The organism is Demequina subtropica (assembly GCF_000971235.1).
GTDB lineage: Bacteria > Actinomycetota > Actinomycetes > Actinomycetales > Demequinaceae > Demequina > Demequina subtropica.
This window is the reverse complement of record NZ_BBMB01000001.1, coordinates 41,143-64,318: the sequence shown is the minus strand read 5'-3', so window position 1 is coordinate 64,318 and position 23,176 is coordinate 41,143. Positions and strand designations below refer to the sequence as shown.

Below are 23,176 nucleotides of genomic sequence, written 5' to 3'. Positions count from 1 at the left end.
GACGGCATGAGCGCGCAGCGGCGCGAGGGAGGGCTCCGGGCGGTGCCCGGCGGCACCGGCCCCGCGGACGCCGCGCCCCGCGCCGGGCGGGATGCCGAGCGGCTCGCCGACCTGCTGGTGCGCTCCGGACGCGGCGACGCGTCGGCGTTCGAGCAGCTCTACGATGCGCTCGCCGGCGCGGTCCACGGGCTCGCCCTCCGCATCGTCCGAGACCCCCACCTGGCGGAGGACGTCGCGCAGGAGGTCCTGGTCGAGGTCTGGCGCGTCGCGGCGCGCTACCGCCCCGACCAGGGCTCGGCGCGCGCATGGGTGCTCACCATCGCGCACCGCCGCGCCGTCGACCGCGTGCGGGCGGAGCAGTCCCATGCGGACCGCCTCCTCACGCATGGGGCCCGCCACTCCGCCGACGTCGAGCACCCCGAGCACGTGGTCGACGCGATGGACGCGCAGTGGCGCGCGGCGCGGGTGCGCCGCGGGCTCGCCACCCTCACCCCGCTCCAGCGCGAGGCGCTCGAGCTCACGTACTACAAGGGCTACACGAACCGTCAGCTCGCCGAGTCGCTCGACATCCCGCTCGGCACGGCGAAGGCACGTATCAGGGATGCCATGATCCGGCTGCGGGACGCCTGGGAGGGGACGCGATGAACGAGAACGTGCACTCCCTGGTCGGCGCCTACGCGGTGGACGCCGTCACGCCCGCCGAGCGCGAGGACTTCGAGTCCCACCTCGCCGCGTGCGAGGACTGCGGGATCGAGCTCTCCGGCCTCCGCGAGGCCGCCGCGGTGCTGGGCGACGCCGAGCACGCCGCACCGCCCGCCGCGCTCAAGGCGCGGGTCATGACCGAGATCGCGAGGACGCCCCAGGCGGCGCCGCTCACGTCCGACGACGCACCCGTGCCCGCCGAGGGGGCACCGGCTGCGACCACGACCGCCGCATCGTCCCCCCGGAGGGCCTGGTGGCCCCGGATGGCCGTCGCGGCCGCGGCCGCCGCGGTGCTCGCGGTGGGAGGCCTGGTCGGATCGTCGCTGCGCGACGACCGGACCGACGAGCTCGCGCTCGAGCACGACGTCATGATGGTGACGAGCGCGCCGGACGCGCACTCGATGGACCTGGGGCTGGGCTCCGCGCACCTGGTGATGAGCGACAAGATGTCGTCGGTGGTCGCCATGGGCGAGGACTGCCCCGAGCCGGACGACGGCATGGAGTACCAGCTGTGGGTGGTGATGGCGGACGGCTCCAAGCACGCGGGCCCGACGTTCATGCCCGACTCCGACGGCAGCTTCATGACGCTCATGGAGATGGACATGGAGGGCGCGACGGGCTTCGTCGTGACCGAGGAGCCGATGGGCGGCTCGGAGCAGCCGACCACGGACATGGTCGCGTCGGTCGAGCTGTAGGCCCCCGCGTCAGTCGTCGCCGTCGGGGTGGTCGGCGCGGAGCTGGAGCGAGATCTGCTCGGCGTCGAGGATGCGCAACGCGTCGCCGAGCGCCTCCGAGCCGAACGTGCCGACGGCGCGTGCCTCGAGCAGCCGCGCGCGCTGCGCTTCGATGATCGCGAGCCGCAGGTCGTAGAAGCGCTCGCCGTGGTGCACGGTCTCCTCGTCCTCGGCACGCGCATGCGCCATCGCGCGGCGCACCGCGTCGACCACGGCCGGCTCGTAGTCGCCGACCTCGGCGCCGCGCGCCGCCACGTCCGCGAGGACCGTGTCCGCCACCCCGGCCAGCAGGTCGCGCAGCTCCGCCCGCTCGCGCTCGTCGTGCACGGACTCCCCCGCGATCCCCAGCCGCTGCGTCACCCACGGCAGCGTCGCGCCCTGGGACATGAGCGAGCCGACCGCGACCACGAACGCGATGAGCACGAGCGTCGAGCGCAGCGGGGTGTCGGAGGGCAGGGACTGCGCGGCGGCGACCGTGATGGCGCCGCGCATGCCCGCCCACACGAGCACGCCGCCCTCGCGCCAGCCGAGCGGGCGGTTCTCGAGGTAGTCGGCGTACGCCGAGTGCTGCTCGACGCGGCGCGCGACGGCCTCACGATGCGCGGGGTCCGGGTGGGACTCGGCCTCCTGTCCGAGCCCCTCGACACGCTCGTGCCGTGCCCGCACGCGTAGCGCACGCCGGCCCGCGGCGAGCACCAGCGGCGCGACGTACGCGATGCGGATGAGCAGGACCAGCGCGAGCGCCGCGAGGCCCAGGCCCACGGCCTTCCACACCGAGCCGTGCGTCTCCTCGACGTCGTCGACCAGCGTGAGCAGCTCGAGCCCGAGCAGCAGGAACACCACGCCCTCGAGCAGCAGCTCGGCCGTGCGCCAGTTCGCGCGTTCGGAGATCCGGTCCGCCGGGCGCAGGTACAGCGGCGCGCGATAGCCCGTCACCAGGCCCGCGACCACCGCCGCGACCAGGCCCGACGCGCCCAGCAGCTCGGCGGGCACGGCCGCCGCGAACGGCGCCACGAAGCTGATCGCGGTGCTGTTCGCGGCGCCGGGGACCCAGCGGCGCAGCCGCACGTTGAGCTCGCCCGTCACCAGGCCGACGAGCACGGCGATCACCACGGCGGACGCGAAGTCCCACGTCGCCTCGGCTAGCCCCATGGAGGCGCCGGCGGCCGCCACGGCCGTGCGCATCGTCACCAGGGCGGTCGCGTCGTTGAACATCGACTCGGCCTCCAGGACCGTGACGATGCGTGGAGAGACCCCCATCTTGCGGATGATCTGGACCGCGACCGCGTCGGTGGGGCTCACCACCGCGCCCAGCGCCGCGCCGAGCGCGAAGCCGATGCCGGGGATCACCGCCATGAAGAACAGGCCCATGAGGATCGTGCTCAGCAGCACGAGCACCACCGACAGGCCCGAGATCGAGCGGAAGTCGCGTCTGAACTCCGTCGAGGGCAGGTTCACCGCCGCGGAGTACAGGAGGGGCGGGATGATCCCCAGCAGGATGAACTCGGACTCGACCTCGATCTCGGGGAAGCCTGGGATGAAGCTCACCGCCACGCCGAGCGACACGAGCAGCAGCGGCGCCGCGACGCCCACGCGCGGCGCGATGGAGTGGACCGCCACGATCGCGATGACCGCGACCACGCCGATGAGCAGGACCTCGTCGATTCCCACGCGCGACCTCCCTGGAACGGACCGGCATCCGACGCCCTCAGCCAACCACCTGAGGGCCAGGATGCGCGACCGACGCGGCGCTGGGGTCGCGCGGACACGCTCTCAGCGAGAGGATGAGTCATGGCCGAGATTCTGCTGTTCCACCACGCGAAGGGGCTCACCGAGGGGCTCCTGTCCTTCGCCGACCGCCTCCGCGCGAACGGCCACACGGTCCACTGCCCCGACTGCTACGCGGGCGCGACCTTCGACAACATCGACGAGGGCGTCGCGTACGCCCAACGCATCGGGCACGATGCGCTTCAGGAGGCCGCGCACTCCGCCGCCCGGCGCCACCGCGGAGCCGATGTGGTGATCGGCTACTCGCTGGGCGCCATGCAGGCGCAGCTGCTCGCGCAGGACCGCCGTCGGTTCCGCGCGTGCCTGCTGGTCGGCGGCGCGCTCCCGCCCGCCGCCCTCGGAGGCGTGTGGCGCCACGAGGTCGCGCTCCAGATCCACGTGGCAGACCCTGACGAGTGGGTCGAGCCCGCCGAGATCGACGCGCTGCTCTATCACGCGCCCCACGCGCGGATCTACCGCTACACCGGCAAGGCGCACCTGTTCATGGACGCGTCGCTGCCCGACTACGACGCCGATGCGGCTGACCAGTTCGAGGAGCGTGCGACCGCGTGGCTCGCGGACCTCGACGAGCACCAGCGCTCGCGCCAGATGGCGTAGGCCGCTCCGGCCCTGCGGCCGCTACGCGGTGCGCAGGCGGCGCTTGATGCGGCTCAGCGCCTCCTCGATCGCGGCCTCGTGCTCGGCGCGCGTGCGCATGCGCCGGGGCGGGCCGTCCCACGCGGGGGCGTCCTCGTCGTCGCGGCGGGGAGGCCAGGGCAGCCAGCGCTCGCCGTGACGCTCACGCTGGCTCTGCTTGAGGGCGTCGACCCGTTCCTTGTCAGCGGCGTGCCGGGGCTGACGGTTGTAGCTCGCGCCGTCCGCGCCACCGATGATGATCTCGATGCCGTCGGTCCAGGTGTACCGCTCCTGGTAATGACCCTCGACCACCGAGAAGACCAGGCGCTCGAGCTCGTCGGCGCTCGCCTCCAGCGACTCGTCGCACGCGTCGCAGCCGCAGTCGGGCGCACGCTCGAGGCCCGCGGCGCCCATGGCGACCACGATGCTCGGGAAGCTGGTCTCGGCGATCACGAGCGGCGCGGACGCATCGTGCCGCGGCAGCAGGGTGGTAGCGCGCACGATGCGCAGGTCGCCGTGCTCGAAGCGCCTCAGCGCCTCGGGGGCGTCCTCGGGCAGGCCGTCGGTGCGACGCACGTCCACGTCGTACGTGGCCTCGAGGTGCGCGATCAGGGCGTCCGCGACCTTCACGAGCGGCGCGAAGCGCTCGGGGTGGCGCGTGCGCGAGTAGGTACGCTCGGGCGGCCCGTCGTCACCCCATCGGGATCCGTACGGGATCGGTTCGCCGTCCGCGTCGGTGAAGACGAGCTCCGGCAGCGCAGGCCTCTCGTACACGTGCGACACCCTACAAGGGCTCAGCCTCCACGGGGAGCGACGGGCTCGGTCACGTCGGCGATTCGCGCGTCGAGGACCTCGACGAGCTGCTGCGTGTCCACGGTCGCCGCGACGCCGTGCGCACCCCCGCCGATCGAGACGGGGCCCTCGCGCGAGACGATGAGCGCGTCGGCGATGACGGGCCAGGCACGGCCGGTCGCAGGATCCGGCCGGGCGCCGAAGGGCGTGATGGTGCCGCGCTCGTAGCCGGTCACCTCGCGCGCGACGTCCTTGTCGGGCATCGAGATGCGGTTGACGCCCAGCAGCGCGCGCAGCTTGGGCCAGCTGATCTCGCGATCGCCGGGCACGAGCACGAAGAGGTACTCGCCCTCCGCGCGACGCACCACCAGCGTCTTGAGGATCTGGCGGGGATCGAGGCCGCGGACCTCGGCGGCCTCCTCGAGCGAGCGCACCGGGCCGTGGACCGTGACCTCGACGTCGATGCCGGTGTCCGCGAGCGCCCGCAGCGCCGGGGTGTCGGGCGCGTCCATCACTCCCCCAGGTAGCGCGTGCCGGTCGCGTCCGGGCCATGCGGGGACACGAAGGCGAGCCGCGCGAGCCCCCGCACCGCCGCGATGAACCACTCCGCGATCATCTCGTCCGCCTCGCCCTCGACCCCCGAGAACGCGACCACCATCCCGTGGCGCGCCACCCCTCCGGGATAGACGATGTCGCCCGCCGTGTAGAGGTGCGGGGCCTCCATGCGCACGCGCGACGTGTCGAGCCCCGTGCGCTCCGCGACCTTGGCCTTCGCGACCGCGTAGCCGTAGGTCTTGTCCTCGGTGTCGCCGATCGACCCCGCCCACAGCATCGTGCCCGGCCGCGCCGGGTCCATCACCACCAGGTCGCCCACGGCGCCGCGGATCGCTCCGTGCTCGGCGGCGCGCTCGATCGCAGGCTTCACGATCTCCCAGGCCTGCGCGCACAACTCGGGCGTCAGTCCGCTGAACATGGGGGCTCCCTCCCGCCGGTGCTCCCCACGCTAGCGCGACCGGTCGCGCGGCGGCTCAGAGGCCCATCGCCTGCTCGAACTCGACCGCGGCGGGGCCGTCGTACTGGAGCATCGCCGGCGGCGCGGGGGCCGGGACGAAGAAGCCCTCGGTGAAGTCCGTGCCGGTGAGGACCGCGGGGGTGCCCGTGTCGAAGGCGGGGATGATCGTGTCGACGTACCAGCTCGCCGCGCCCTGCACCGCGTGACCGAACACGCCGACCGCGAGCACCCACCACATCGCGTACAGCATCGCCGCGCCGACGACCACCTGGATCACCACGTCCACCCATGCGATGCCGGCCCCCGAGGCGACGGCCGTGCGAGCCCGCGTGGGCCGCGCCAGGAGCCCGCTGAGCCGCACGTCCGAGAACAGCTCCCGGCCGCGACGCGCGCTCCAGGTGCTGACGGAAATGTGCGGAACAGTCACGGTTCACCCCTTTTCACAGTCCAGCCCCTCGGCCTGCTTCCCGCAACCGGAACGCGGTTACGAATATTCCAATCACAGGTAAAGACGTAGCCAACGCCCTGATCGTTGGGGCAAAGACCGCTTGCGACAGGGGAAACCGCCCTTCCCGTGACGCCGCCCGTGGCGGCATGATCGGAGGAAGCGGAGCGGAGGGGGCTCAGGGATGGACGAGGACGTGCGCACCGGACCGCCGGTGATCCCGTTGAGCGAGGCGCCGGGCGAGCGCGCCGCGTGGGGGCGCTCCCCCCTGGTGGTCGCCGCCTGGATGGCCGTCGAGTGGCTCGTGGTGACGAATGCGCTCCAGCCCTCGTCACGCCTGAGGGTCTCGGCGCTGCGCGCGTTCGGCGCGCGGATCGGGGACGGCGTGATCTTCCGTCAGCGCACGCGCGTCAAGCTGCCGTGGAAGCTCGAGGTCGGCGACCACTGCTGGATCGGCGAGGGCGTGTGGATCCACAACCAGGATCAGGTGACCATCGGGCACGATGCGGTGGTGTCGCAGGAGACGCTCCTCACCACCGGCAGCCACGCGCACCGCCGCGACATGGCGCTCATCACGCGGCCTCTCGTGATCGAGCCCGGCGCGTGGGTGACCTCGCGGTGCATCGTCACCGGCGGCGTCACGCTCGGGCGGTCCTGCCTGGTCTCCCCCGCCACCGTGGTGATGCACGACGTCCCGGCGGGGCGCATCGTCGCCGGGAACCCGGCGCAGGACAAGGGGCCGCGCTTCCCCGAGGGGTGAGGGCCCCCTACTCGTCGACGTCCTCGTCGACCCAGTCGAGCGAGCGCGCGACGGCCTTGCGCCAGTTCCGGTAGAGGCGCTCGGCCTCGCCGCGGGGCATGAGAGGGCCCCAGCGCCGGTCCTCGTGCCAGTGGTCGCGGAGCTCGTCGAGGTCCGCCCAGTAGCCCACCGCGAGGCCCGCCGCGTGCGCGGCACCCAGCGCCGTCGCCTCGGTCACCTCGGGTCGCACCACGTCGCAGCCGAGGATGTCCGCCATGAACTGCATGAGCAGGCCGTCCACGGCCATCCCGCCGTCGACGTTGAGCGCCCGCAGCGGCACCCCCGCATCGGCCTCGCCCGCGGCGACCACGTCGCGGGTCTGGAAGACAGTCGCCTCGAGCGCGGCGCGCGCGAGGTGCGCCTTGGTCACGTACTGGGTGAGCCCCACGATGGTCCCGCGGGCGTCGGGCCGCCACAGCGGCGCGTAGAGCCCGGAGAAGGCCGGGACGATGTAGGCGCCGCCGTTGTCGGAGACGCTCGCCGCGAGCTGCTCGATGTCGCCGGCCTCCTCGATGATGCCGAGGTTGTCGCGCATCCACTGGACCAGCGCCCCCGTGACGGCGATCGAGCCCTCGAGCGCGTACGCCGGCGGTGCGTCGCCGAGCTGGTACGCGACCGTGGCGAGCAGCCCGTTCTCGCTGTGGATGACCTCGTCGCCGGAGTTCACCAGCAGGAACGCGCCAGAGCCGTACGTGCCCTTCGACTCGCCCGGGTAGAAGGCCGCCTGGCCGAACATCGCGGCCTGCTGATCGCCCAGGATCCCCGCGATCGGGACGTCGCGCAGCAGGGAGTTCATGTAGCCGTGGCCGTAGACCTCTGAGCTCGAGCGGATCTGCGGCAGCAGCGCGCGCGGGATGTCGAACGCCGCGAGCACCTCGTCGCTCCACTCGAGGGAGCCGATGTCCATGAGCAGCGTGCGCGAGGCGTTGGTGACGTCGGTGACGTGGATGCCGCCGTCCACGCCCCCCGTGAGGTTCCACGCGAGCCACGTGTCCGGCGTGCCGAACGCGAGATGCCCCGCCTCCGCATCGTCCCGGGCGCCCGAGACGTTGTCGAGGATCCACGCGATCTTGCTGGCGCTGAAGTACGTCGCGAGCGGCAGGCCCGTGATCTCGCGGAAGCGGTCCACGCCGTCCCCGTCCGCGAGCGCGTCGATACGGTCCTGCGTGCGCGTGTCCTGCCACACGATCGCGGGGTGGATCGGCTCGCCGGTGCGGCGGTCCCACACGATGGTGGTCTCGCGCTGGTTGGCGATGCCCACGGCCGCGAGGTCGAGGCGCGTGATGTTCGCCTGCGCGAAGGCCTCCGCGACCACCAGGCGGGTGTGCGCCCAGATCTCCAGCGGATCGTGCTCGACCCAGCCGGCTCGCGGCAGCAGCTGACGATGCTCGCGCTGGGCCTGCGCGACCGCCCGAGCATCGTGGTCGAACACGATCGCGCGCGTCGACGTGGTGCCCTGATCGATGGCGAGGACGTACCGGGTCATGTGCTCACGGTAGCGAGCGGACGCGCCCGCGGCCCGTCCAGGCATGACGATGTCACCTGGCGGTGGCGCCTACCACCCGCCGCGCTGGCCCCCCGATCAGCGCGCCGGGCGGTAGGCGCGGTACACCGCGACGCCCCACAGGGGCACGATCACGCCGAGCGCGATGAGCACCTGGACCGCGGACGCGGTCCACCCCGAGCCGTCGCGGAACATCCACACGAAGTACGCGACCACCGCGATCGCGACCACCGCGGCGAGCGTCGCGTCGATCGCGGACCGGGTGGTCTCCTTCATCCCCTTCACTGCATCCCCCTGCGTTGCATCCCCCACGAGCTGCGGCACGCATCGGCCGCTCCAGTTCCACCCTGGCGCGGGCGGCGTGGAGGGCCAAGCCCCCTCTTCTGGGGGCACCCGGGGACGAACCCCCACAAATGGGGTCTGGCGAGGCGACGCGGCGCGGCCCACGATGCTCGCATGACTCCGACCACCACCCCGCGCAGCCCTGTGCCCACCTACGCCATCCTGGTGTGGGCCTGGTGCGGCCTCGTGGGGGTCGGGCTCGCGGCGCTGGCCGCGCTGCTGCTGTAGCGAGGCCGCGCATCGTTCCCGTTGTCGCGAGCGCGGCGCGGGCGGACCATAGAAGAGCAGTCCCCGCTGAAACTCCGAAGGAGTCGATCATGCCTGCCATCAAGGAGGCCGCGGAGGCCTTCCTCGCCCATCAGCGGATCGCCGTCACCGGCGTGTCCCGCACGCCCGGATCGCACGGGTCCAACGCCGTCTACCAGCGCCTGCGCGAGCGCGGCTACCAGGCCTTCCCCATCAACCCGAACGCCGAGTCCATCGAGGGCGAGACCGCGTACCCGTCGCTCGCCGCCGTGCCCGGCGGCGTCGAGGCCGTGGTGATCGGCACGCGCCCCGAGCGCGCGCTCGACACCATGAAGGAGGCCGCCGAGCTGGGCATCAAGGACGTCTGGATGCACCGCGGGCCTGGCGGCGGCAGCGTGGACGATGCCGCGGCGGCCTGGGGCCGCGAGCACGGGATCCGCGTGATCGACGGCGGCTGTCCCTGCATGTTCGGACCCACCGCCGACGGCGGCCACAAGTTCATGTGCGCGATGCTCAAGCTGTCCGGGAACGTGCCGCGGAACGTGTGAGCCGCGTCCCCAGAAGTGGGGGCATGCCCCGCGCGCGGCGCGTCGATAGGTTCGCTCCATGAGCGCAGCGAAGCCTGACGTCAGCATCGACCTGTCCGACGAGTCCGCGGTGATGTGGCTCTGGGGTCTCGCGCAGACGCTCGCGGTGGCGATCATCGCGGGCTTCGTGTTCCAAGGCGACACCGACGCGTTCTCCTGGGGCGCGTTCGGCATCGGCGCGCTCGTGGGCGCGATCTCGACGGTGCCTGCGTTCGTGCTGTTCTCGGTCGCCGCGCGCATCCTCACGTTCGTGGGCGTCACCACGCGGCAGACGCGCGCGCTGCTGGACGAGCAGGAGATGGACGCCGGCTGACGCCCGCGCCGCTGTGGGTGTCGGCGCCTGCCGCTAGCCTCGCGGCATGCGGATCCTTCACACGAGCGACTGGCACATCGGGCGCACGTTCCACGGGCATTCGACCGATGAGCACCTGGCCGTGGTGCTCGCGGCGATCGCGTCGGCGGTCGCCGAGCGCGGCGTCGACGCCGTGGTGGTCGCGGGCGACGTGTTCGACAGCTCGACCCCCAAGGCCGAGGCCTTCACGATGCTCAACACGGCGGTCGCGGCGATCCGCTCCGCGGGCGCGGACGTGATCCTCACCTCGGGCAACCACGACGGCCCGGCCCGGTTGGGACACATGGCGGCTTTCGCGGCCTTCGGCGGGGTCCACGTGCTCACGGACCTCGGTGCGCTGGCCACGCCCGTGACGCTCGAGGACGAGCACGGCGAGGTGCTGCTCTACGGGATCCCCTACCCGCACCCGGAGTTCCTGCGCTCGGCCTTCCCGGCCTTCGAGGGCACCACGCAGGCGGCGGCGCACGCCTTCGCCATGGACCTCATCAGGGACGATGCGGCGGCACGGGCGGGCGCGGACGCCCGGTACGTGGTCGCGGCGCACACCTTCTGCTCGGGTGAGGCGGGCGACGCCGTGCAGGAGACCACCGAGGAGTCCGGCCGTGCCGAGGAGCGGGACATCACGCGCGGCGGGCTCGACATCGTCCCGCCGTCCACGTTCGACGGCGCCGCATACGTCGCCCTCGGGCACATCCACTCGCGCGTCACGCTGTCGCCACGCGTGCGCTACTCCGGCGCTCCGCTGCGGTTCAGCTTCGGCGAGATCAGCTCCGCGAAGAGCGCGTGGCTGGTCGACATCGGCACGCCCGGTTCCGAGCCGGGTGTCGAGCGCGTCGAGCTGCCCACCCCGCGTGCGGCCGTGCGGCTCGAGGGCACGCTCGAGGAGCTCCTGGCGCCCGATGCGCACCCTGACGCCATGGACGCCTGGGTGGACGTGGTGCTGACCGATGACCTCCGCCCCCGCGACGCGATGCGGCGCATCCAAGAGCGGTACCCGCACGCGGTGACGCTCACGCATCGTCCCGCGCACGTCGCGGATCACGGCGAGGCCAGCTACTCGGAGCGGACCCGCGGGAAGACGGACACCGAGCTGGTCGAGGCCTTCCTGGAGTTCACGCGGAACGGCCACGGCGCCACCGCGGACGAGGACGCGCTGATCGCCGACGCGCTCGGGGCGCTCGCCGCGAAGGAGGCCTCGCGATGAAGGCGATCAGCCTCACCCTCGAGGGCTTCGGGCCCTACCTCGCGCGGCAGGAGGTCGACTTCACGGCCTTCGACACGGACCGGCTGTTCGTCATCACCGGGAAGACGGGCGCCGGCAAGTCGACGATCCTCGACGCGATCACCTTCGCGCTCTACGGGGACGTGCCTCGCTACGACGGCACCAAGGCCACCGCGCGCAGCCAGTTCTGCACGCCCGCGGACCCGACCGAGGTGACGCTGGTCTTCGAGGTGGGAACGCAGCGGTACCGGATCACGCGCACGCCCGAGTACGAGCGACCCAAGTCGCGCGGCACCGGCACCACCACCGAGAAGCCCTCGGCCAAGCTCTGGCGGTGGGCGGGCGGCGACTGGGAGGCGGTCGCGATGGCGCCGCGCGAGGTGGGCCACGAGGTCGGGGCGATCATGCAGCTCACCTCCGACCAGTTCCTCCAGGTGATCCTGCTCGCGCAGGGCCGCTTCGCGGAGTTCCTCCAGTCGGGCACGGACAGCCGGCTCAGGCTGCTGCGCTCGCTGTTCGGCACGCAGCGCTTCGAGGACCTCACCGCGTCCATCCGCGACCTCGCGCGCACCCGCTACCGGGCCATCGAGGCGGCCGACGCGGAGCTCGAGGTGGTCGCGCGCAACGCCGCGACCGTCGCGGGCGTCCAGGCTCCCGGCGCGGGCTCGCGCGAGGATTGGCTCGCGAGCGTGGACGATGCGCTGCGCGCCACGGCGTCCGAGCTCGGCGTCGCGTCGACGGCGGCGGGCGATGCCGCGACCACGGCCCGCGAGGCGCTGGCCGAGGCGCGACGCATCGAGTCGGAGCGCGCGCGGCTCGCCACCGCACGGGAGCGCGTGACCGCGCTGGAGGAGGGCGCATCGGCGCACGCGGATGACGTCGCACGGCGCGATCTCGCCCGCCGGGCCGTGCCCGTGGCGGGTGCGCTCGGCGTGGCGGAGCGCGCGTCGGCCGCTCTGACGTCGGCGCGCGAGGCCAGGGATGCGGCGCTCGTGGGGTCCGAGGCGCTCGGCGGCTCGTCGCTCGACAGCCTGCGCGCCCGTGCCCGCGAGCTCGCCACCTCGCGTGGCGCCCTGGACGGCGCGCTCGACGCCGAGCGCTCGCTCGCGACCCTCGAGGCCTCCGCGAACGCCGCGAGCGCGCAGGCCGAGGCCGCGCGAGCAGCACGCGATGCCCTTCAGGTGGACATCGATGCGGCGCCCGCGCGGGAGCAGGAGCTCCGCGCGCACCGCGACGAGCTGGCCGCGGCCGCTGCGCGGCTCGAGGATCTCGAGGCGGCGGTGACGCGCGCCGAGCGCACGGTGACCGCGCATGACCGGCTGGTCGCGCTCGAGGCGGCGCTCGCCGCGGCGCGCGAGCGCGAGGCCGCGGCGTCCGGCGCACGGCGCGAGGCCGTCGGCGCGCACGACGCGCTGCTGCAGCGACGCCTGCGCTCGCAGGCGGCGCACCTCGCGGCGCGGCTCGTGGCCGGCGAGCCCTGCGACGTGTGCGGCGCGACCACCCATCCCTCCCCCGCGCAGCCCACGGACGAGCACGCGACCGACGAGGAGGTCGAGGCGGCCGGCGAGCGCGCCGCCGCGGCGACCGCCGCGTTCGAGCGCGCGCAGTCGGGAGCTGCCGAGGCGCACACCGCGACGCAGGTCGCGCGCACCGAGGCCGGCGATGGGACGCGCGAGGAGGCCGGGGCGGACCTGGCCTCGGCGCGAGCGGAGCGGGACGCCGCGGCCCAGGCCGCCGAGGCCGGGACCGCGATCGCGCAGCAGCTGACGGCGCTCGAGACCGAGGTCGCGGCGCTGAGGGAGCGGCTGACCGCGGCAGCCACGGCGCTCGAGGCCGCGCTCTCGGGCGCGACAGAGGCCACGGCGGCTCTCGCAACGGCGCGGGGCGCGGCGGAACGCGGGCGCGGGGATCACGCCTCCGTGGCCGAGCGTGCCGCGGCGGTCGAGCACGAGCGCGGCCGGGTCGAGGCGTTGGCGACCGCGACCGAGGCGCTGGGCTCCGCCGAGCGCGCCGCGTCGGAGGCACAACAGACGCTGTCGAGCGCGCTGAACGAGGCCGGATTCGCGGAGGCGGCCGAGGCGCGTGCCGCGGCGCTGCCCGGCGTCGAGCTCGCCGCGCTCGAGTCGCGCATCGTCGCGTACGAGGCGGACCTCGCCGGGGCGCGTGCCGTGGTCGCGGAGCTCTCGGCGGTCGGGCTCCCCGAGGAGGTCGCGGATATCGCGGCGCTCGCCGCGGCGTCGACGGAGGCCGAGCGCGTGGCCAAGGAGGCGGCGCGCATGCACGCCGATGCGGAGAGCCGCGCGACGCAGTTCGCAGCGCTCGCCGCGCGCTACCGCGAGAAGGCCGCGGAGACGGCCGAGGCGCGCGAGCGCCACGCGGTGGTCGAGACCCTCGCGAGCACGCTCGAGGGCAACCCCCCGAACGAGCGGCGGATGCGGCTGGAGAGCTTCGTGCTCGCGGCGCGGCTCGAGGAGATCATCGCGGCGGCGAACACCCGCCTCGGCGTGATGTCGAACGGCCAGTACCTGCTCGAGTACGACGACTCGGCGCAGTTCCGCAACAAGCAGACCGGGCTCGAGCTGCGCGTCGCGGACGCGCACACCGGCCGGTCGCGCTCCACCAGGTCCCTGAGCGGCGGCGAGACGTTCCTCGCCTCGCTCGCGCTCGCGCTGGGCCTCGCGGAGACGGTCACGGCGGCGGCGGGCGGCATCCAGCTCGACACGATCTTCATCGACGAGGGCTTCGGCTCGCTCGACGCCGAGACCCTCGAGATCGCGATGTCCACGCTCGACGACCTCCGCGATGCCGGCCGCACCATCGGCCTCATCTCGCATGTGGAGACCATGAAGGAGCAGATCCCGGCAAAGCTCGAGGTGGTGAAGGCCGGAGACGGCTCGAGCCGCGTCAGCGTGTCGCTCGGCGACGGCTGACGCGGCTCGACCGGCCGGCTACGCGCCGGCGCCCGTGCGGAACGGCTCGACGAGTGCGGCGAGCTCGTCCGCGAGTGCGGCGAGCGCGGCGGACTCCTCCTGGGACGAGGAGGCCGAGTCGAGCGTGCCGCGTGCCGATTCGAGGACGTGCACCACGGAGTCGACGATCGCGGTCGACGAGTTCGCGACGTCCGTCGCGCTCCGGGTCATCTCGGCGGTGGTCGTGGACTGCTCCTCGACCGCGGACGCGATGGTCTGGGCGTACTCGTTGACCTGACCGATGACCTCGGTCATGCGGCCCATCGCCTCGACGGCCTGGTCGGTGCCCACCTGGATGGCCTCGACGCGGCGCGTGATGTCCTGGGTGGCGTTCGCGGTCTCCTGGGACAGGTCCTTGACCTCCGAGGCGACCACCGCGAAGCCCTTGCCCGCCTCGCCGGCGCGCGCGGCCTCGATGGTGGCGTTGAGCGCGAGCAGGTTGGTCTGCTCCGCGATGCGGCCGATGAGCGTCACCACCTCGTTGATCGCGCGGCTCGCCTCACCCAGCTCCGCGACGGTCGCGGCGGCGGACTCGACCGACTGCACGGCCTGCGTCGACACCCGCGCGGTGCGCGAGGCGCCGTCGCCGATCTCCCGGATCGAGGCGCCCATCTGCTGTGCCCCGCTCGCGACCACCTGGATGCTCGCGGAGACGTCGCGCGCGCTCTTGTCCACGCCCTCGGCGCGGGCCATCGAGTCGCCGGCGGCACCGGTGACCTCGTCCGAGAGGCCGCCCATGCGGGACGACGCGGCGCGCAGGCGGCCGGACGATGCGGTGACCGCCGCGAACACCTGGGACATCGAGTCGAGCGCGGCGTTCATCGCACGGGCCATGCGTCCGACCTCGCCGCCGCCGTTGGCATCGATCCGCACCGTGAGGTCGCCCTCGGCCACCGCCTCGAGGGCGGCGACCGCGCGGTTGACGGGAGCCGTGATCGAGCGCGTGATGAGCCACGCGATGGCGAGCGAGGCCGCGGCCGCGATCGCGAGGACGCCGATCATCATCGCCTTGAAGCCGCCCACGATGTCCTGCGCCGCGGCGGTCTCGGAGGCGTTCATCTCCTCCTCGAGGTCGATGAACACGTTGATGGTGCGCAGCCATTCGACGAAGCTCGGCTTGGCCTGCTCCTTGAGCAGGGCCGTGGCCGCCTCGGCGTCGCCGGCACGCGTAAGCGCGACCACCTCATCGACGAGCGGCAGCGTCGCCTCCTGCACGGCCGCGATGTCGGTCAGCGCGGTCCGCTCGGCGTCGGTGAGCTCGGTCGAGGAGACGATGGCGTCCATGTCCTGCTCGGCCTGCGCGTAGTCCGCGGCCAGGGAGTCGATGAGCGCGACGTCGGCGTCCACCTCGGCACCGTCGGATGCGAGCACCACGTCACGCACGGCGATCGCGCGGTCATGCACCGAGCCGCGGAAGTTGATCGCGTACCGCTGCTTCACCGCGTTGACCTCGTTGATGACGTGGAGGTGGTCGGCGACCTGCTCGACGCGGATCACCGCGAAGCCTCCGACGACGAAGGTGCCTGCGAGAAGGACGGCGCACAGCAGCGCCACTTTGCGTCCGATGGTGCTCAACATGACAGCCATATCGGCTCGTAGACCGGGCCAGTGAGAACTCTGGGACCTTCGAACTAGACGGCCAGGTGTTCATTATGTTATAGCCACGCGTCAAATAGGGCTCCCTTTCCGCTCGCGGACCCTCGTCCGCGCCTGCAACACTCGAGGTGAGGGAGGCGGCGCGTGGACGGGCATCTCTTCAGCGACGAGTCCAAGGTGGACGGCTACCGCTTCGCGGGTGCGCTCGTGTCGTCCGAGGACGTGCGTCGCGTGCGACGCGAGGTGCTGACGTGGCGCGTCGGGGAGTCGCGGCGGTTCCACACGTCGCACGAGCGCCCGGAGGCGCGCGAGCGCGCGCTCGCCTCGCTGCTGCGGATGGCCGGGACGGTCGAGCTCGTGGTGGTCGAGCACGCCAAGACGCATCCGGAGTTCGTGGCGCGCGAGGCGTGCGTCGCGGGCATGGCGCTGTGGGCCGGGTCCGCGGGCGTGACGCACTGGCTGCTCGAGCGCGACGGACCGTCCGAGTACCGCGACCGCCAGACCATCGCGGCGCTCATCTCGCTGGGCGTGATCCCGCGGCTCAAGTACGGCCACGCGCCCGGGGTCTCGGAGCCGCTGCTGTGGATCGCGGACCTGGCCGCGTGGCTGTGGACGCGCGGCGGCGAGCATCGTGCGGCGCTGAGCCCGCTCATCGTGCACCACGAGGTGGTGACGTCGGACGCCGACGAGGCGGCGGCCTGATCCGGACAGCGCGAAGCCCGGCTGACCAACCATCCGGGAGGCTGCCGGGCTCGCTCCTCAGGGCTACTGCCCTTCGTCACCTCCATTATCTCACCGCCGGCGCGCCGTGACCAGGTCGCGCGGTGGGCGCGCGGAAGTCAGGTTCGTTGCACGGTCCTCGCACCTTTTCTGCACGAAGGGATGGCGCGCGCGGTCGCCCCTTCGTGCAGGAAAGGTGCGAGTACCCGACACTCCACCCCCGCGCCCCGCGACACCCGCCGTGCAGGACCTCGCCGCGAGGCTGCGAGCCGATACGGTGGCCGCACCACCAGGAGGTTCCATGGCGCGCAATCTGTTCCTCGTCCGCGACGGCGAGCTGGTCGAGATGTCGCCCGGCGACTACGTCACCGAGGACGAGCTCCAGTCGCTCATCGAGCAGCATCCGGACCTGATCCCCGGCGCCGAGATCAATCCCGCCGCGCCCCGCCGTTGGCTGCTCGTGGCGCGTGAGCCCGGGCTCGCCACCGATGACAGCGGGCGGGACCGCTTCAGCATCGACCACCTCATGGTCGATCAGGAAGGCATCCCGACCATCGTCGAGGTCAAGCGCAGCACGGACACCCGGATCCGGCGCGAGGTGGTCGGGCAGATGTTCGACTACGCCGCGAACGGCGTCAAGTACTGGCCCGTGGCGCGCCTGCGCGAGTGGCTCGAGCAGCGCGAAGGGAGCCCGGAGGCCGCCGCGGACCGCGTCGTCGCCCTGCTGGAGAAGGACGGCGATGCCAGGGAGGACCTGGTCGAGGGCTTCTGGCGCACAGTCGGCTCGAACCTCGCGGCGGGCAGGCTCCGGCTGCTGTTCGTCGCCGACTCGATCCCCACCGAGCTCCAGCGCATCATCGAGTTCCTCAACGATCAGATGCAGCAGACCGAGGTGCTCGGCGTCGCGATCTCGCGCCACCGCTCGGACGGCCTCCAGCTCCTCGCCCCGCAGGTCTACGGCCGCACGGAGAGCGCCGCGTCCGCGAAGCGCGCCGGCGATGCGCTGACGCTCGCGGAGATCCGGGCGCAGGCGACCAGCGCGACGCGCACCGTGGGCGAGCGGCTCGACGTGCTGGCGGCCCGACTGGGCTGGGACGCCCGCGACGCCTCGAAGTCACGCATCTACAGCACCCCGGAGACGGGGTCGCTCGCGACCTGGTACCCCACCTACGAGTCGGTCGAGCTCTACGTCGGCTTCATGGCCGAGCGGGGCCTGGGCGACGAGGTCGACGCGCTGCTCGCGACGCTCGCGGACATCCGGGGCTCGGCGTCGTCGTACAGGAACCCCAACGTCCTGTGCGCGAGCCTCCTGGACCGGTGGGACGACTTCGCCGGGTCGTTCGTGCCGGCCTATCAGGACGCGCGGGTGCGCGCAGGACACCTCACGCGTCCCGCGGGCTGAAGGCCGGCTACCCCAGCGCCTCCAGCTCCCCATCGACCACGGCCTGGTGACGGTGACCCAGTCCCAGCGCGTCCGCCCGATCGCGGAGGTGCGCGCGGTGCGCCTCCCAGCCGAGCGCGAGCGCCACCGCGAGAGCGGTGACCGCGCCCTCGAGCACCGCCCATGCGACGTGATGCCAGAGCGCCACCGAGGCCATGCCCGGCGCGCCCAGCGCGTACGCGCCCCACAGCACCAGCGAGGAGGCGAGCACGCTCGCGAAGCCTGCCAGCCCCGCCGCGGGCACGCGCCACCGATCGCCGCGCACGCTCAGCCGGCGCCACACGGCCCAGCCGACCCCCACGCCCGCGACTCCCATGACCAGCACGTTGACGCCGAGCGCGAGCACTCCCCCGTCGCCCCAGAGCAGGGCCTCGGCCGCGAGCGCCGCGGACATCGTCACCAGGGCCAGCGCGGGGCCGAGCGCGAGCGCGAGCAGCGTGCCGCCGATCACATGACCGGTCAGCACGCCGCCCGCGCCGAGCGGCACATCGAGCAGGTGCGCGACCAGCACCCCCCCTGCGCCCGCGAGGGCCCAGCCCAGGCGTGGATGGCCGTGGCGCATCGTCCATCCGGCGTAGGTGACCGCTCCGACGGCGGCCACGCCGGCGCCGAGAACGACTGCAGGGTCGAGGACCCCGTCCTGGATGTGCATGATCGTCTCCTCTCGGGAACTACGAGAGCACCGCGGCGGGCGCGGAGTAGGTGCACGCGTTGACCGCGGCGAGCTCGTGCGCGGTGGCGTTGCGCAGGCGCGTCAGCCTCATGGGACCGATCCAGTCGCAGATCCAGTCCCAGTGCAGCGTCACGAAGTCCCCCGGCTTGACCGTGAGCGCGAGCGAGCGGCCGCCGCGACGGAAGTGCGCGGTCTCCGCGGTGGGCGGGGCGAGCGACAGAGTGCGTCCGTCCCAGCTGAGGTGACGGCTCTCCACCAGCGCGGTGTCGCCCTCGATCGAGAGCACCTGCCCGCAGCGGATGCGGCACCGGTCGAGCACCGTGAGCGGGCCGTCGACGTGCCCGTTCCGGATGAGCCCCACCCAGGGGTAGACCGCGAACACATGGAAGTTGTGGTGCGGGGTCCCCCCGGCCGCGACGGCCGCGACCAGGCGCTCGAACTCGAGCCGCGTCAGCCGGGGCCGGAAGCGCTCCTCGAGGCTGCGCGCGAAGGCCGCTCCCCCGCATCGTCCCAGCTCGGGACCGCCGAGCCAGTACGCCTCGACCACGCGTGGGTCGAGCGGCGCGCGGCCCAGGCACTCGCCGATGAGCTCGAGGTACGGCCACGCGCCCTCGAAGGCGCGCGCGACCTCCTCCAGACCGGGCCCGGACGCGCCCGCGCTCACCCTGTCGAGGAGCTCGTCGGCGCGGTCCGGGCCACAGTAGCCCAGGTCGTTCGGCGGGAACGCGTAGCGGCCGAACAGGAGCGCTCCATCCTCGGGCGGGAGAGCCTCGGGGTGCGCGGACGGGGGACGATGCAGGGTGTCGGTCATGTGACGGCCCTCCCGGGCAGTCGGGGGGCGAGCCACACGAGCAGCCCGCCGGAGGCGAGAAGGAGGAGCCAGGGCGCCTGCGCCGCGAGCGGGGCGGCGTCGAGGGCTCCGGCGAGGATCGCGGTGACCAGCGCCCCCAGCACGAGGACCGCGGTGACGTCGACGGCCTGGGCGCGGGCGAGCGCCTGGTGCCACGTCGCGACGTAGCCGGCGAGCAGCACGCCGGTGAGGGCCACCCAGCCCCATTGGGCCGCGGTGTGCGGGACGATGCCGCCGAGCCGGCCGGTCACGGCGCACCAGAGCACCAGCGCGACCGTGCCGCCACCCATGCGCGTGAGCGAGAGCGTCCATGGCGTGAGCTCGGCGAGCAGGCGCTTGGTCACGATCACCTCGACGGCCCACAGGAGCGTGGCCGCGGCGATCATGGCGGTGCCGGGGTCGGCGACCAGGCTGACGCCGCCCCCGGCAAGCCCCCACTGAGCGACGATCAGCAGCGCGATCGCGCCCAGATGCCACCACGTGAGGCGTTCCTTGAGGAGCACCACGGCGAGCGCCGCGACCCAGACGACCAGCGTCTTGTGGACGAAGGCCGCCTGGGTCGAGGCGGTCGTGGCGAGCCCCTCGAAGAAGAGCACGAACGGAATCGCGCCGCCCGCTATCGCCACGTAGAGAAGGCCCCACCGGTGGCCGGGGCGGGTGGGTCGCGTCATTGCGACCGACCCGGCCCCAGCAGACCGGCGACCTACCGCGAACACGAGTGCCAGGACGAGCGCCGCCGCGCCGTTCTTGGCAGTCGTGTAGGCGGTCGCGTCGCCGTACGCGGCGACGCCGAACCCGTTGACGTAGACCGCGACGCCGCTGATGAGCGCCGTGCAGCCCGCCAGCGCGAGGCCCCGGGAGCGGCGCGACGTCATGTCGCCGGCCCTGCCTCATCCGGGGGCGCGGTCTCGCGGATCGCCATGGCCTCGAGCGCCTCCTGCTCGGAGATGCGCTCGAGCGCGAAGCCGGACTGGACCACCACCCAGTCTCCGGGGGTGATGTCGTCATCGCTGACGGTCATCTCGAGCACCAGCTGGCGCTTGCCGTGGTCCTCGACGACGGCGCGGCCGTCCTTGTGGACCTCGACCACCTTGGCGATGGTTCCTAGGCACATGACTGCATCTCCTCTTTGAGCGCGATGAGCTCGGCCGCCGCGGTCGCGACCGCGGCGTCGAGCGCTTGGGTGATCTCCGGGGACATCGGACCGAAGTCGAAGGTCTTGGCCTCGACTCCGACGACCGTGACGTGCGTGGGCAGTGTGCCCAGCGTGCGCGCGAGCTCGACGGCGCCGGCCAGCCCGAAGGCGTGGCTCCCGCCGCGGCCCGCCGCCGTGAAGGCGTGCGTGGGGAGCGGCTCCCCCGCATCGCCGACCTCGCGGATGTGCAGCATCCCGGGCTTGTTGCCCGACGTGACCGCGTCGATCACCAGCGCCGCGCCGTGGCCCGACCACAGCTGAACCAGCTGGGTGGGGTCCTCGCGCGTCACGATGTCGACGCCCTCGAAGTGCAGCCCTGCCAGCCGCTCGGCGACGGCGCTGCCGACCGCATCGTCCCCCCGGTCGGGGCTGCCCAGCCCGACCACCAGCACCCTGCCCTCGCTCATGATCGCTTCACCCTCAGGTCGAGGAAGTGGGTCGCGCACGAGATGCAGGGGTCGTAGTTGCGGATGGCCTCCTCGCAGCGGTGCGTGAGCATGTGGTCGTCCAGGTCGGTCCACTGCTCGGCGGCCTTGCGCAGGTCCGCCTCGATGCTGGCCTGGTTCTGGGAGGTGGGCGGCACGATCTGCGCGTCCGTGATGATGCCGTCCGCGTCGATGCGATACCGGTGCCAGATCATGCCGCGCGGGGCCTCCGAGGCGCCGATGCCCTCGCCCGCCTGAGGCCGGACCTCGACGCTGGGCGCGTGGCCGTCGACCCAGCCGTCGATGATGCGCAGCGCCTCCTCGAAGGCGTAGGCGAGCTCGACCGCGCGGACGATGATCGACTTGAAGGGGTTGCGGCACTCCCGCCCGATGCCCGTGGCGAGCGCGGCCTCCTGCGCGCGCGGGCTGAGCTGGTCGAAGTTGAGGGCGTAACGCGCGAGGGGACCCACGAAGTAGGGCTGGCCGTCGAAGCTCGCGTGCAAAGCGTTCGAGTGCTCGACGTGGAACTCGGTGATGTGGTCGGGGATCTGGGCGATCGGGAAGCTCAGGCCGGTGCTCGTGATCACGTGCGTGCCGCGCTCGAGCGGGTACCAGTCGGGGTGCCGCAGAGCGACGTAGGTGTAGTCCTGGTGGAACTCGGGGAACTCGAAGCCCGCGACCAGGTTGATCGCCGAGTATGCCTCCTCGACACCGCGCTCGAGGTCGGGGCGGAGCCGCTGCAGCTCCTCGACCGTGGGCATCCGGTAGAAGCCGCCGACCTTGACGTTCACGGGGTGGATCGCGCGGCCGCCGACGGCCGTCATGAGGTCGTTGCCCGCCTTCTTGAGGCGCAGCGCCATGTGGACCACGTCGGGGAGGTCCTTGGCCATCTCGAGGGAGCTCTCGTAGCCCAGGAAGTCGGGCGCGTGGAGCATGAAGATGTGGAGGGCGTGGGACTCAATCCACTCGCCGCAGTAGAGCAGGCGGCGCATGAGTTGGATCTGGTCTGTGGTCTGCGCGCCGCAGATGTTCTCCATGGCCTCGGTGCTGGCGCTCTGGTAGGCCACGGGGCAGATGCCGCAGATGCGTGCCGTGATGTCCGGCGGCTCCGTGAACTTGCGGCCGCGGAGGAAGCCCTCGTAGAAGCGGGGCGGCTCGAAGATGTTGAGCTTGACGCTGTCGACCTTGCCGTCCTTGAACTCGATGTGCATGCCGCCTTCGCCCTCGACGCGCGCGAGCATTCCGACGTGCATCACCTGCCCGCCGTCCTTGAGCTGGTGGGTCATGACGCGCCCCGTCCCCCGCCGTTGCCTGGCCCGAAGCCGGCCGCGGCGGCGATCTTGTCGGAGGCCGCCGCGAACTCCGGTGCGCCGGCGTTGAAGGTCCGGTAGACGCGGACGATGTCGGCGTCGGACATCCCGAGCTCCGTGAGCTGGCGCGTCATCGCGTCGGTGTTGGCGCTGTCCTGCGGGCCGAAGCAGCCGTAGCAGCCGCGGCCGTAGCTCGGGCAGAGCGCGCCGCATCCCGCCTGGGTCACGGGGCCGAGGCAGGGCGTGCCGGTCGCGACCGGCACGCAGACGTTGCCCTTGAGCTTGCACTCGACGCACACCGAGTACGTGGGGATGCGCGGCTTGCGGCCGTTGAGGAAGGCGGCCAACACCTCCACCAGCTGGACCTTGTCCACCGGGCAGCCGCGCAGCTCGTAGTCGACGTCGATGTGGCTCGCGATGGGCGTGCTGGTGTCGAGGGTCTTCAGGTACTCGGGGTGGGCGTACACGATGCTGCGGAACTCGTCGACGTCGGCCCAGTTGCGCAGGGCCTGGATGCCGCCGGCGGTGGCACACGCGCCGATGGTCACCACGGTGCCGGACTGTGCGCGGATCTCGTGGATGCGCTTGACGTCCTCGGGCGTGGTGATGCTGCCCTCGACGAGGGAGAGCTCGTACGGGCCCTCGACGATCGCTCTTGTTGCTTCTGGGAAGTACGCGATGTGGATGTTCTCTGCGATCTGGAGGAGCTCGTCCTCGCAGTTGAGGATGCTGAGCTGGCAGCCGTCGCAGGACGCGAACTTCCAGACGGCGAGCTTGGGGCGGGTGTCCGGGGCCGCCGCGACCTGGCCGGCCGGCGCATCGTGCGTGTGCGCGTGGGGATGGGTGTGCTCGGTCAT

The 23,176-nt window shown here is 72.7% G+C and carries 25 protein-coding genes; 10 read left to right on the top strand and 15 right to left on the bottom strand.

All coding sequences use genetic code 11. The features are described from left to right. Positions 1-6 precede the first annotated feature (6 nt). Positions 7-645: a sigma-70 family RNA polymerase sigma factor gene (locus AOM06_RS00330; RefSeq protein WP_082105205.1), complete on the top strand. Its 639-nt coding sequence runs from the start codon at positions 7-9 to the stop codon at positions 643-645. After that, entirely contained in the window at positions 642-1,397 is a 756-nt protein-coding gene (locus tag AOM06_RS00325) for an anti-sigma factor (RefSeq protein WP_062301129.1), read from the top strand. The genes AOM06_RS00330 and AOM06_RS00325 overlap by 4 nt, the downstream gene beginning before the upstream one ends. Positions 1,398-1,406: 9 nt before the next feature. On the opposite strand, the gene AOM06_RS00320 is transcribed toward AOM06_RS00325, so the two are convergent. Then, complete coding sequence (locus AOM06_RS00320) at positions 1,407-3,107, bottom strand: cation:proton antiporter (RefSeq protein ID WP_228372796.1); 1,701 nt, start codon at positions 3,105-3,107, stop codon at positions 1,407-1,409. A gap of 120 nt (positions 3,108-3,227) precedes the next feature. Here AOM06_RS00320 and AOM06_RS00315 point away from each other — a divergent pair, with 120 nt between their 5' ends. Continuing rightward, positions 3,228-3,821, top strand: a complete 594-nt coding sequence (locus tag AOM06_RS00315) for a dienelactone hydrolase family protein (protein WP_062301127.1) — start codon at positions 3,228-3,230, stop codon at positions 3,819-3,821. Positions 3,822-3,842: 21 nt separating this feature from the next. Here the strand turns inward: AOM06_RS00315 and AOM06_RS00310 are convergent, their stop codons facing one another. The 4 genes from AOM06_RS00310 to AOM06_RS00295 are packed head-to-tail and all read right to left on the bottom strand — an operon-like array spanning position 3,843 to position 6,070. Continuing rightward, positions 3,843-4,613 carry a DUF6226 family protein gene (locus AOM06_RS00310; RefSeq protein ID WP_156163514.1) on the bottom strand — a complete coding sequence of 257 codons (771 nt, stop codon included), beginning with the start codon at positions 4,611-4,613 and terminating at the stop codon, positions 3,843-3,845. Between the two features lie 20 nt (positions 4,614-4,633). Continuing rightward, a complete protein-coding gene (locus tag AOM06_RS00305; RefSeq protein ID WP_062301122.1) occupies positions 4,634-5,143 on the bottom strand; it encodes an aminoacyl-tRNA deacylase in 510 nt (169 codons plus the stop codon). Beyond that, a complete protein-coding gene (locus AOM06_RS00300; protein WP_062301120.1) occupies positions 5,143-5,604 on the bottom strand; it encodes a heme-degrading domain-containing protein in 462 nt (153 codons plus the stop codon). The genes AOM06_RS00305 and AOM06_RS00300 overlap by 1 nt, the downstream gene beginning before the upstream one ends. Before the next feature lie 55 nt (positions 5,605-5,659). Then, the gene (locus tag AOM06_RS00295; RefSeq protein WP_156163513.1) at positions 5,660-6,070 is read right to left on the bottom strand and encodes a hypothetical protein; all 411 of its coding nucleotides are present in this window, start codon (positions 6,068-6,070) and stop codon (positions 5,660-5,662) included. A gap of 202 nt (positions 6,071-6,272) precedes the next feature. Between AOM06_RS00295 and AOM06_RS00290 the strand changes: the two genes are divergently transcribed. Beyond that, positions 6,273-6,848, top strand: a complete 576-nt coding sequence (locus AOM06_RS00290) for an LbetaH domain-containing protein (RefSeq protein WP_062301116.1) — start codon at positions 6,273-6,275, stop codon at positions 6,846-6,848. 7 nt (positions 6,849-6,855) lie between these two features. Here the strand turns inward: AOM06_RS00290 and glpK are convergent, their stop codons facing one another. After that, the gene (gene glpK, locus AOM06_RS00285) at positions 6,856-8,373 is read right to left on the bottom strand and encodes a glycerol kinase GlpK (protein ID WP_062301114.1); all 1,518 of its coding nucleotides are present in this window, start codon (positions 8,371-8,373) and stop codon (positions 6,856-6,858) included. Between the two features lie 96 nt (positions 8,374-8,469). After that, on the bottom strand, positions 8,470-8,667 hold the full coding sequence (locus tag AOM06_RS00280; RefSeq protein ID WP_062301112.1) for a hypothetical protein: 198 nt from the start codon (positions 8,665-8,667) through the stop codon (positions 8,470-8,472). Between the two features lie 383 nt (positions 8,668-9,050). On the opposite strand from AOM06_RS00280, the gene AOM06_RS00275 reads away from it, so the two are divergent. Genes AOM06_RS00275 through AOM06_RS00260 form a run of 4 tightly spaced genes read left to right on the top strand, consistent with a single transcriptional unit; the run spans position 9,051 to position 14,070 of the window. Further along, positions 9,051-9,527 (top strand): CoA-binding protein, encoded by a 477-nt coding sequence (locus AOM06_RS00275; RefSeq protein ID WP_062301110.1) that lies wholly within the window; start codon positions 9,051-9,053, stop codon positions 9,525-9,527. A gap of 58 nt (positions 9,528-9,585) precedes the next feature. Further along, the gene (locus AOM06_RS00270; RefSeq protein WP_062301108.1) at positions 9,586-9,879 is read left to right on the top strand and encodes a hypothetical protein; all 294 of its coding nucleotides are present in this window, start codon (positions 9,586-9,588) and stop codon (positions 9,877-9,879) included. Between the two features lie 46 nt (positions 9,880-9,925). Further along, complete coding sequence (locus AOM06_RS00265) at positions 9,926-11,122, top strand: exonuclease SbcCD subunit D (protein ID WP_062301106.1); 1,197 nt, start codon at positions 9,926-9,928, stop codon at positions 11,120-11,122. Further along, positions 11,119-14,070: an AAA family ATPase gene (locus tag AOM06_RS00260; protein ID WP_062301104.1), complete on the top strand. Its 2,952-nt coding sequence runs from the start codon at positions 11,119-11,121 to the stop codon at positions 14,068-14,070. The genes AOM06_RS00265 and AOM06_RS00260 overlap by 4 nt, the downstream gene beginning before the upstream one ends. Positions 14,071-14,088: 18 nt before the next feature. Here AOM06_RS00260 and AOM06_RS00255 read toward each other — a convergent pair whose 3' ends face one another. Continuing rightward, positions 14,089-15,696, bottom strand: coding sequence for a methyl-accepting chemotaxis protein (locus AOM06_RS00255; RefSeq protein WP_062301102.1), 1,608 nt, complete (start codon positions 15,694-15,696; stop codon positions 14,089-14,091). 153 nt (positions 15,697-15,849) lie between these two features. Here AOM06_RS00255 and AOM06_RS00250 point away from each other — a divergent pair, with 153 nt between their 5' ends. Further along, on the top strand, positions 15,850-16,407 hold the full coding sequence (locus tag AOM06_RS00250; protein WP_062301099.1) for a hypothetical protein: 558 nt from the start codon (positions 15,850-15,852) through the stop codon (positions 16,405-16,407). Between the two features lie 319 nt (positions 16,408-16,726). Then, complete coding sequence (locus tag AOM06_RS00245; protein WP_062301096.1) at positions 16,727-17,827, top strand: PDDEXK family nuclease; 1,101 nt, start codon at positions 16,727-16,729, stop codon at positions 17,825-17,827. 7 nt (positions 17,828-17,834) lie between these two features. Here AOM06_RS00245 and AOM06_RS00240 read toward each other — a convergent pair whose 3' ends face one another. Genes AOM06_RS00240 through AOM06_RS00210 form a run of 7 tightly spaced genes read right to left on the bottom strand, consistent with a single transcriptional unit; the run spans position 17,835 to position 23,176 of the window. Further along, positions 17,835-18,518 carry an energy-coupling factor ABC transporter permease gene (locus AOM06_RS00240; protein WP_062301093.1) on the bottom strand — a complete coding sequence of 228 codons (684 nt, stop codon included), beginning with the start codon at positions 18,516-18,518 and terminating at the stop codon, positions 17,835-17,837. Positions 18,519-18,537: 19 nt separating this feature from the next. Beyond that, the gene (locus tag AOM06_RS00235) at positions 18,538-19,350 is read right to left on the bottom strand and encodes a DUF6390 family protein (RefSeq protein WP_062301092.1); all 813 of its coding nucleotides are present in this window, start codon (positions 19,348-19,350) and stop codon (positions 18,538-18,540) included. Continuing rightward, a complete protein-coding gene (locus AOM06_RS00230) occupies positions 19,347-20,264 on the bottom strand; it encodes an EamA family transporter (RefSeq protein ID WP_062301089.1) in 918 nt (305 codons plus the stop codon). Before AOM06_RS00230 ends, AOM06_RS00235 begins: the two co-directional genes overlap by 4 nt. After that, the gene (locus AOM06_RS00225) at positions 20,261-20,503 is read right to left on the bottom strand and encodes a HypC/HybG/HupF family hydrogenase formation chaperone (protein ID WP_062301087.1); all 243 of its coding nucleotides are present in this window, start codon (positions 20,501-20,503) and stop codon (positions 20,261-20,263) included. Before AOM06_RS00225 ends, AOM06_RS00230 begins: the two co-directional genes overlap by 4 nt. Continuing rightward, positions 20,494-20,991 (bottom strand): hydrogenase maturation protease, encoded by a 498-nt coding sequence (locus AOM06_RS00220; protein ID WP_062301085.1) that lies wholly within the window; start codon positions 20,989-20,991, stop codon positions 20,494-20,496. Before AOM06_RS00220 ends, AOM06_RS00225 begins: the two co-directional genes overlap by 10 nt. After that, positions 20,988-22,295: a Ni/Fe hydrogenase subunit alpha gene (locus tag AOM06_RS00215; protein ID WP_062301082.1), complete on the bottom strand. Its 1,308-nt coding sequence runs from the start codon at positions 22,293-22,295 to the stop codon at positions 20,988-20,990. Before AOM06_RS00215 ends, AOM06_RS00220 begins: the two co-directional genes overlap by 4 nt. Continuing rightward, the gene (locus tag AOM06_RS00210; protein ID WP_062301080.1) at positions 22,292-23,176 is read right to left on the bottom strand and encodes an NADH-quinone oxidoreductase subunit B family protein; all 885 of its coding nucleotides are present in this window, start codon (positions 23,174-23,176) and stop codon (positions 22,292-22,294) included. Before AOM06_RS00210 ends, AOM06_RS00215 begins: the two co-directional genes overlap by 4 nt.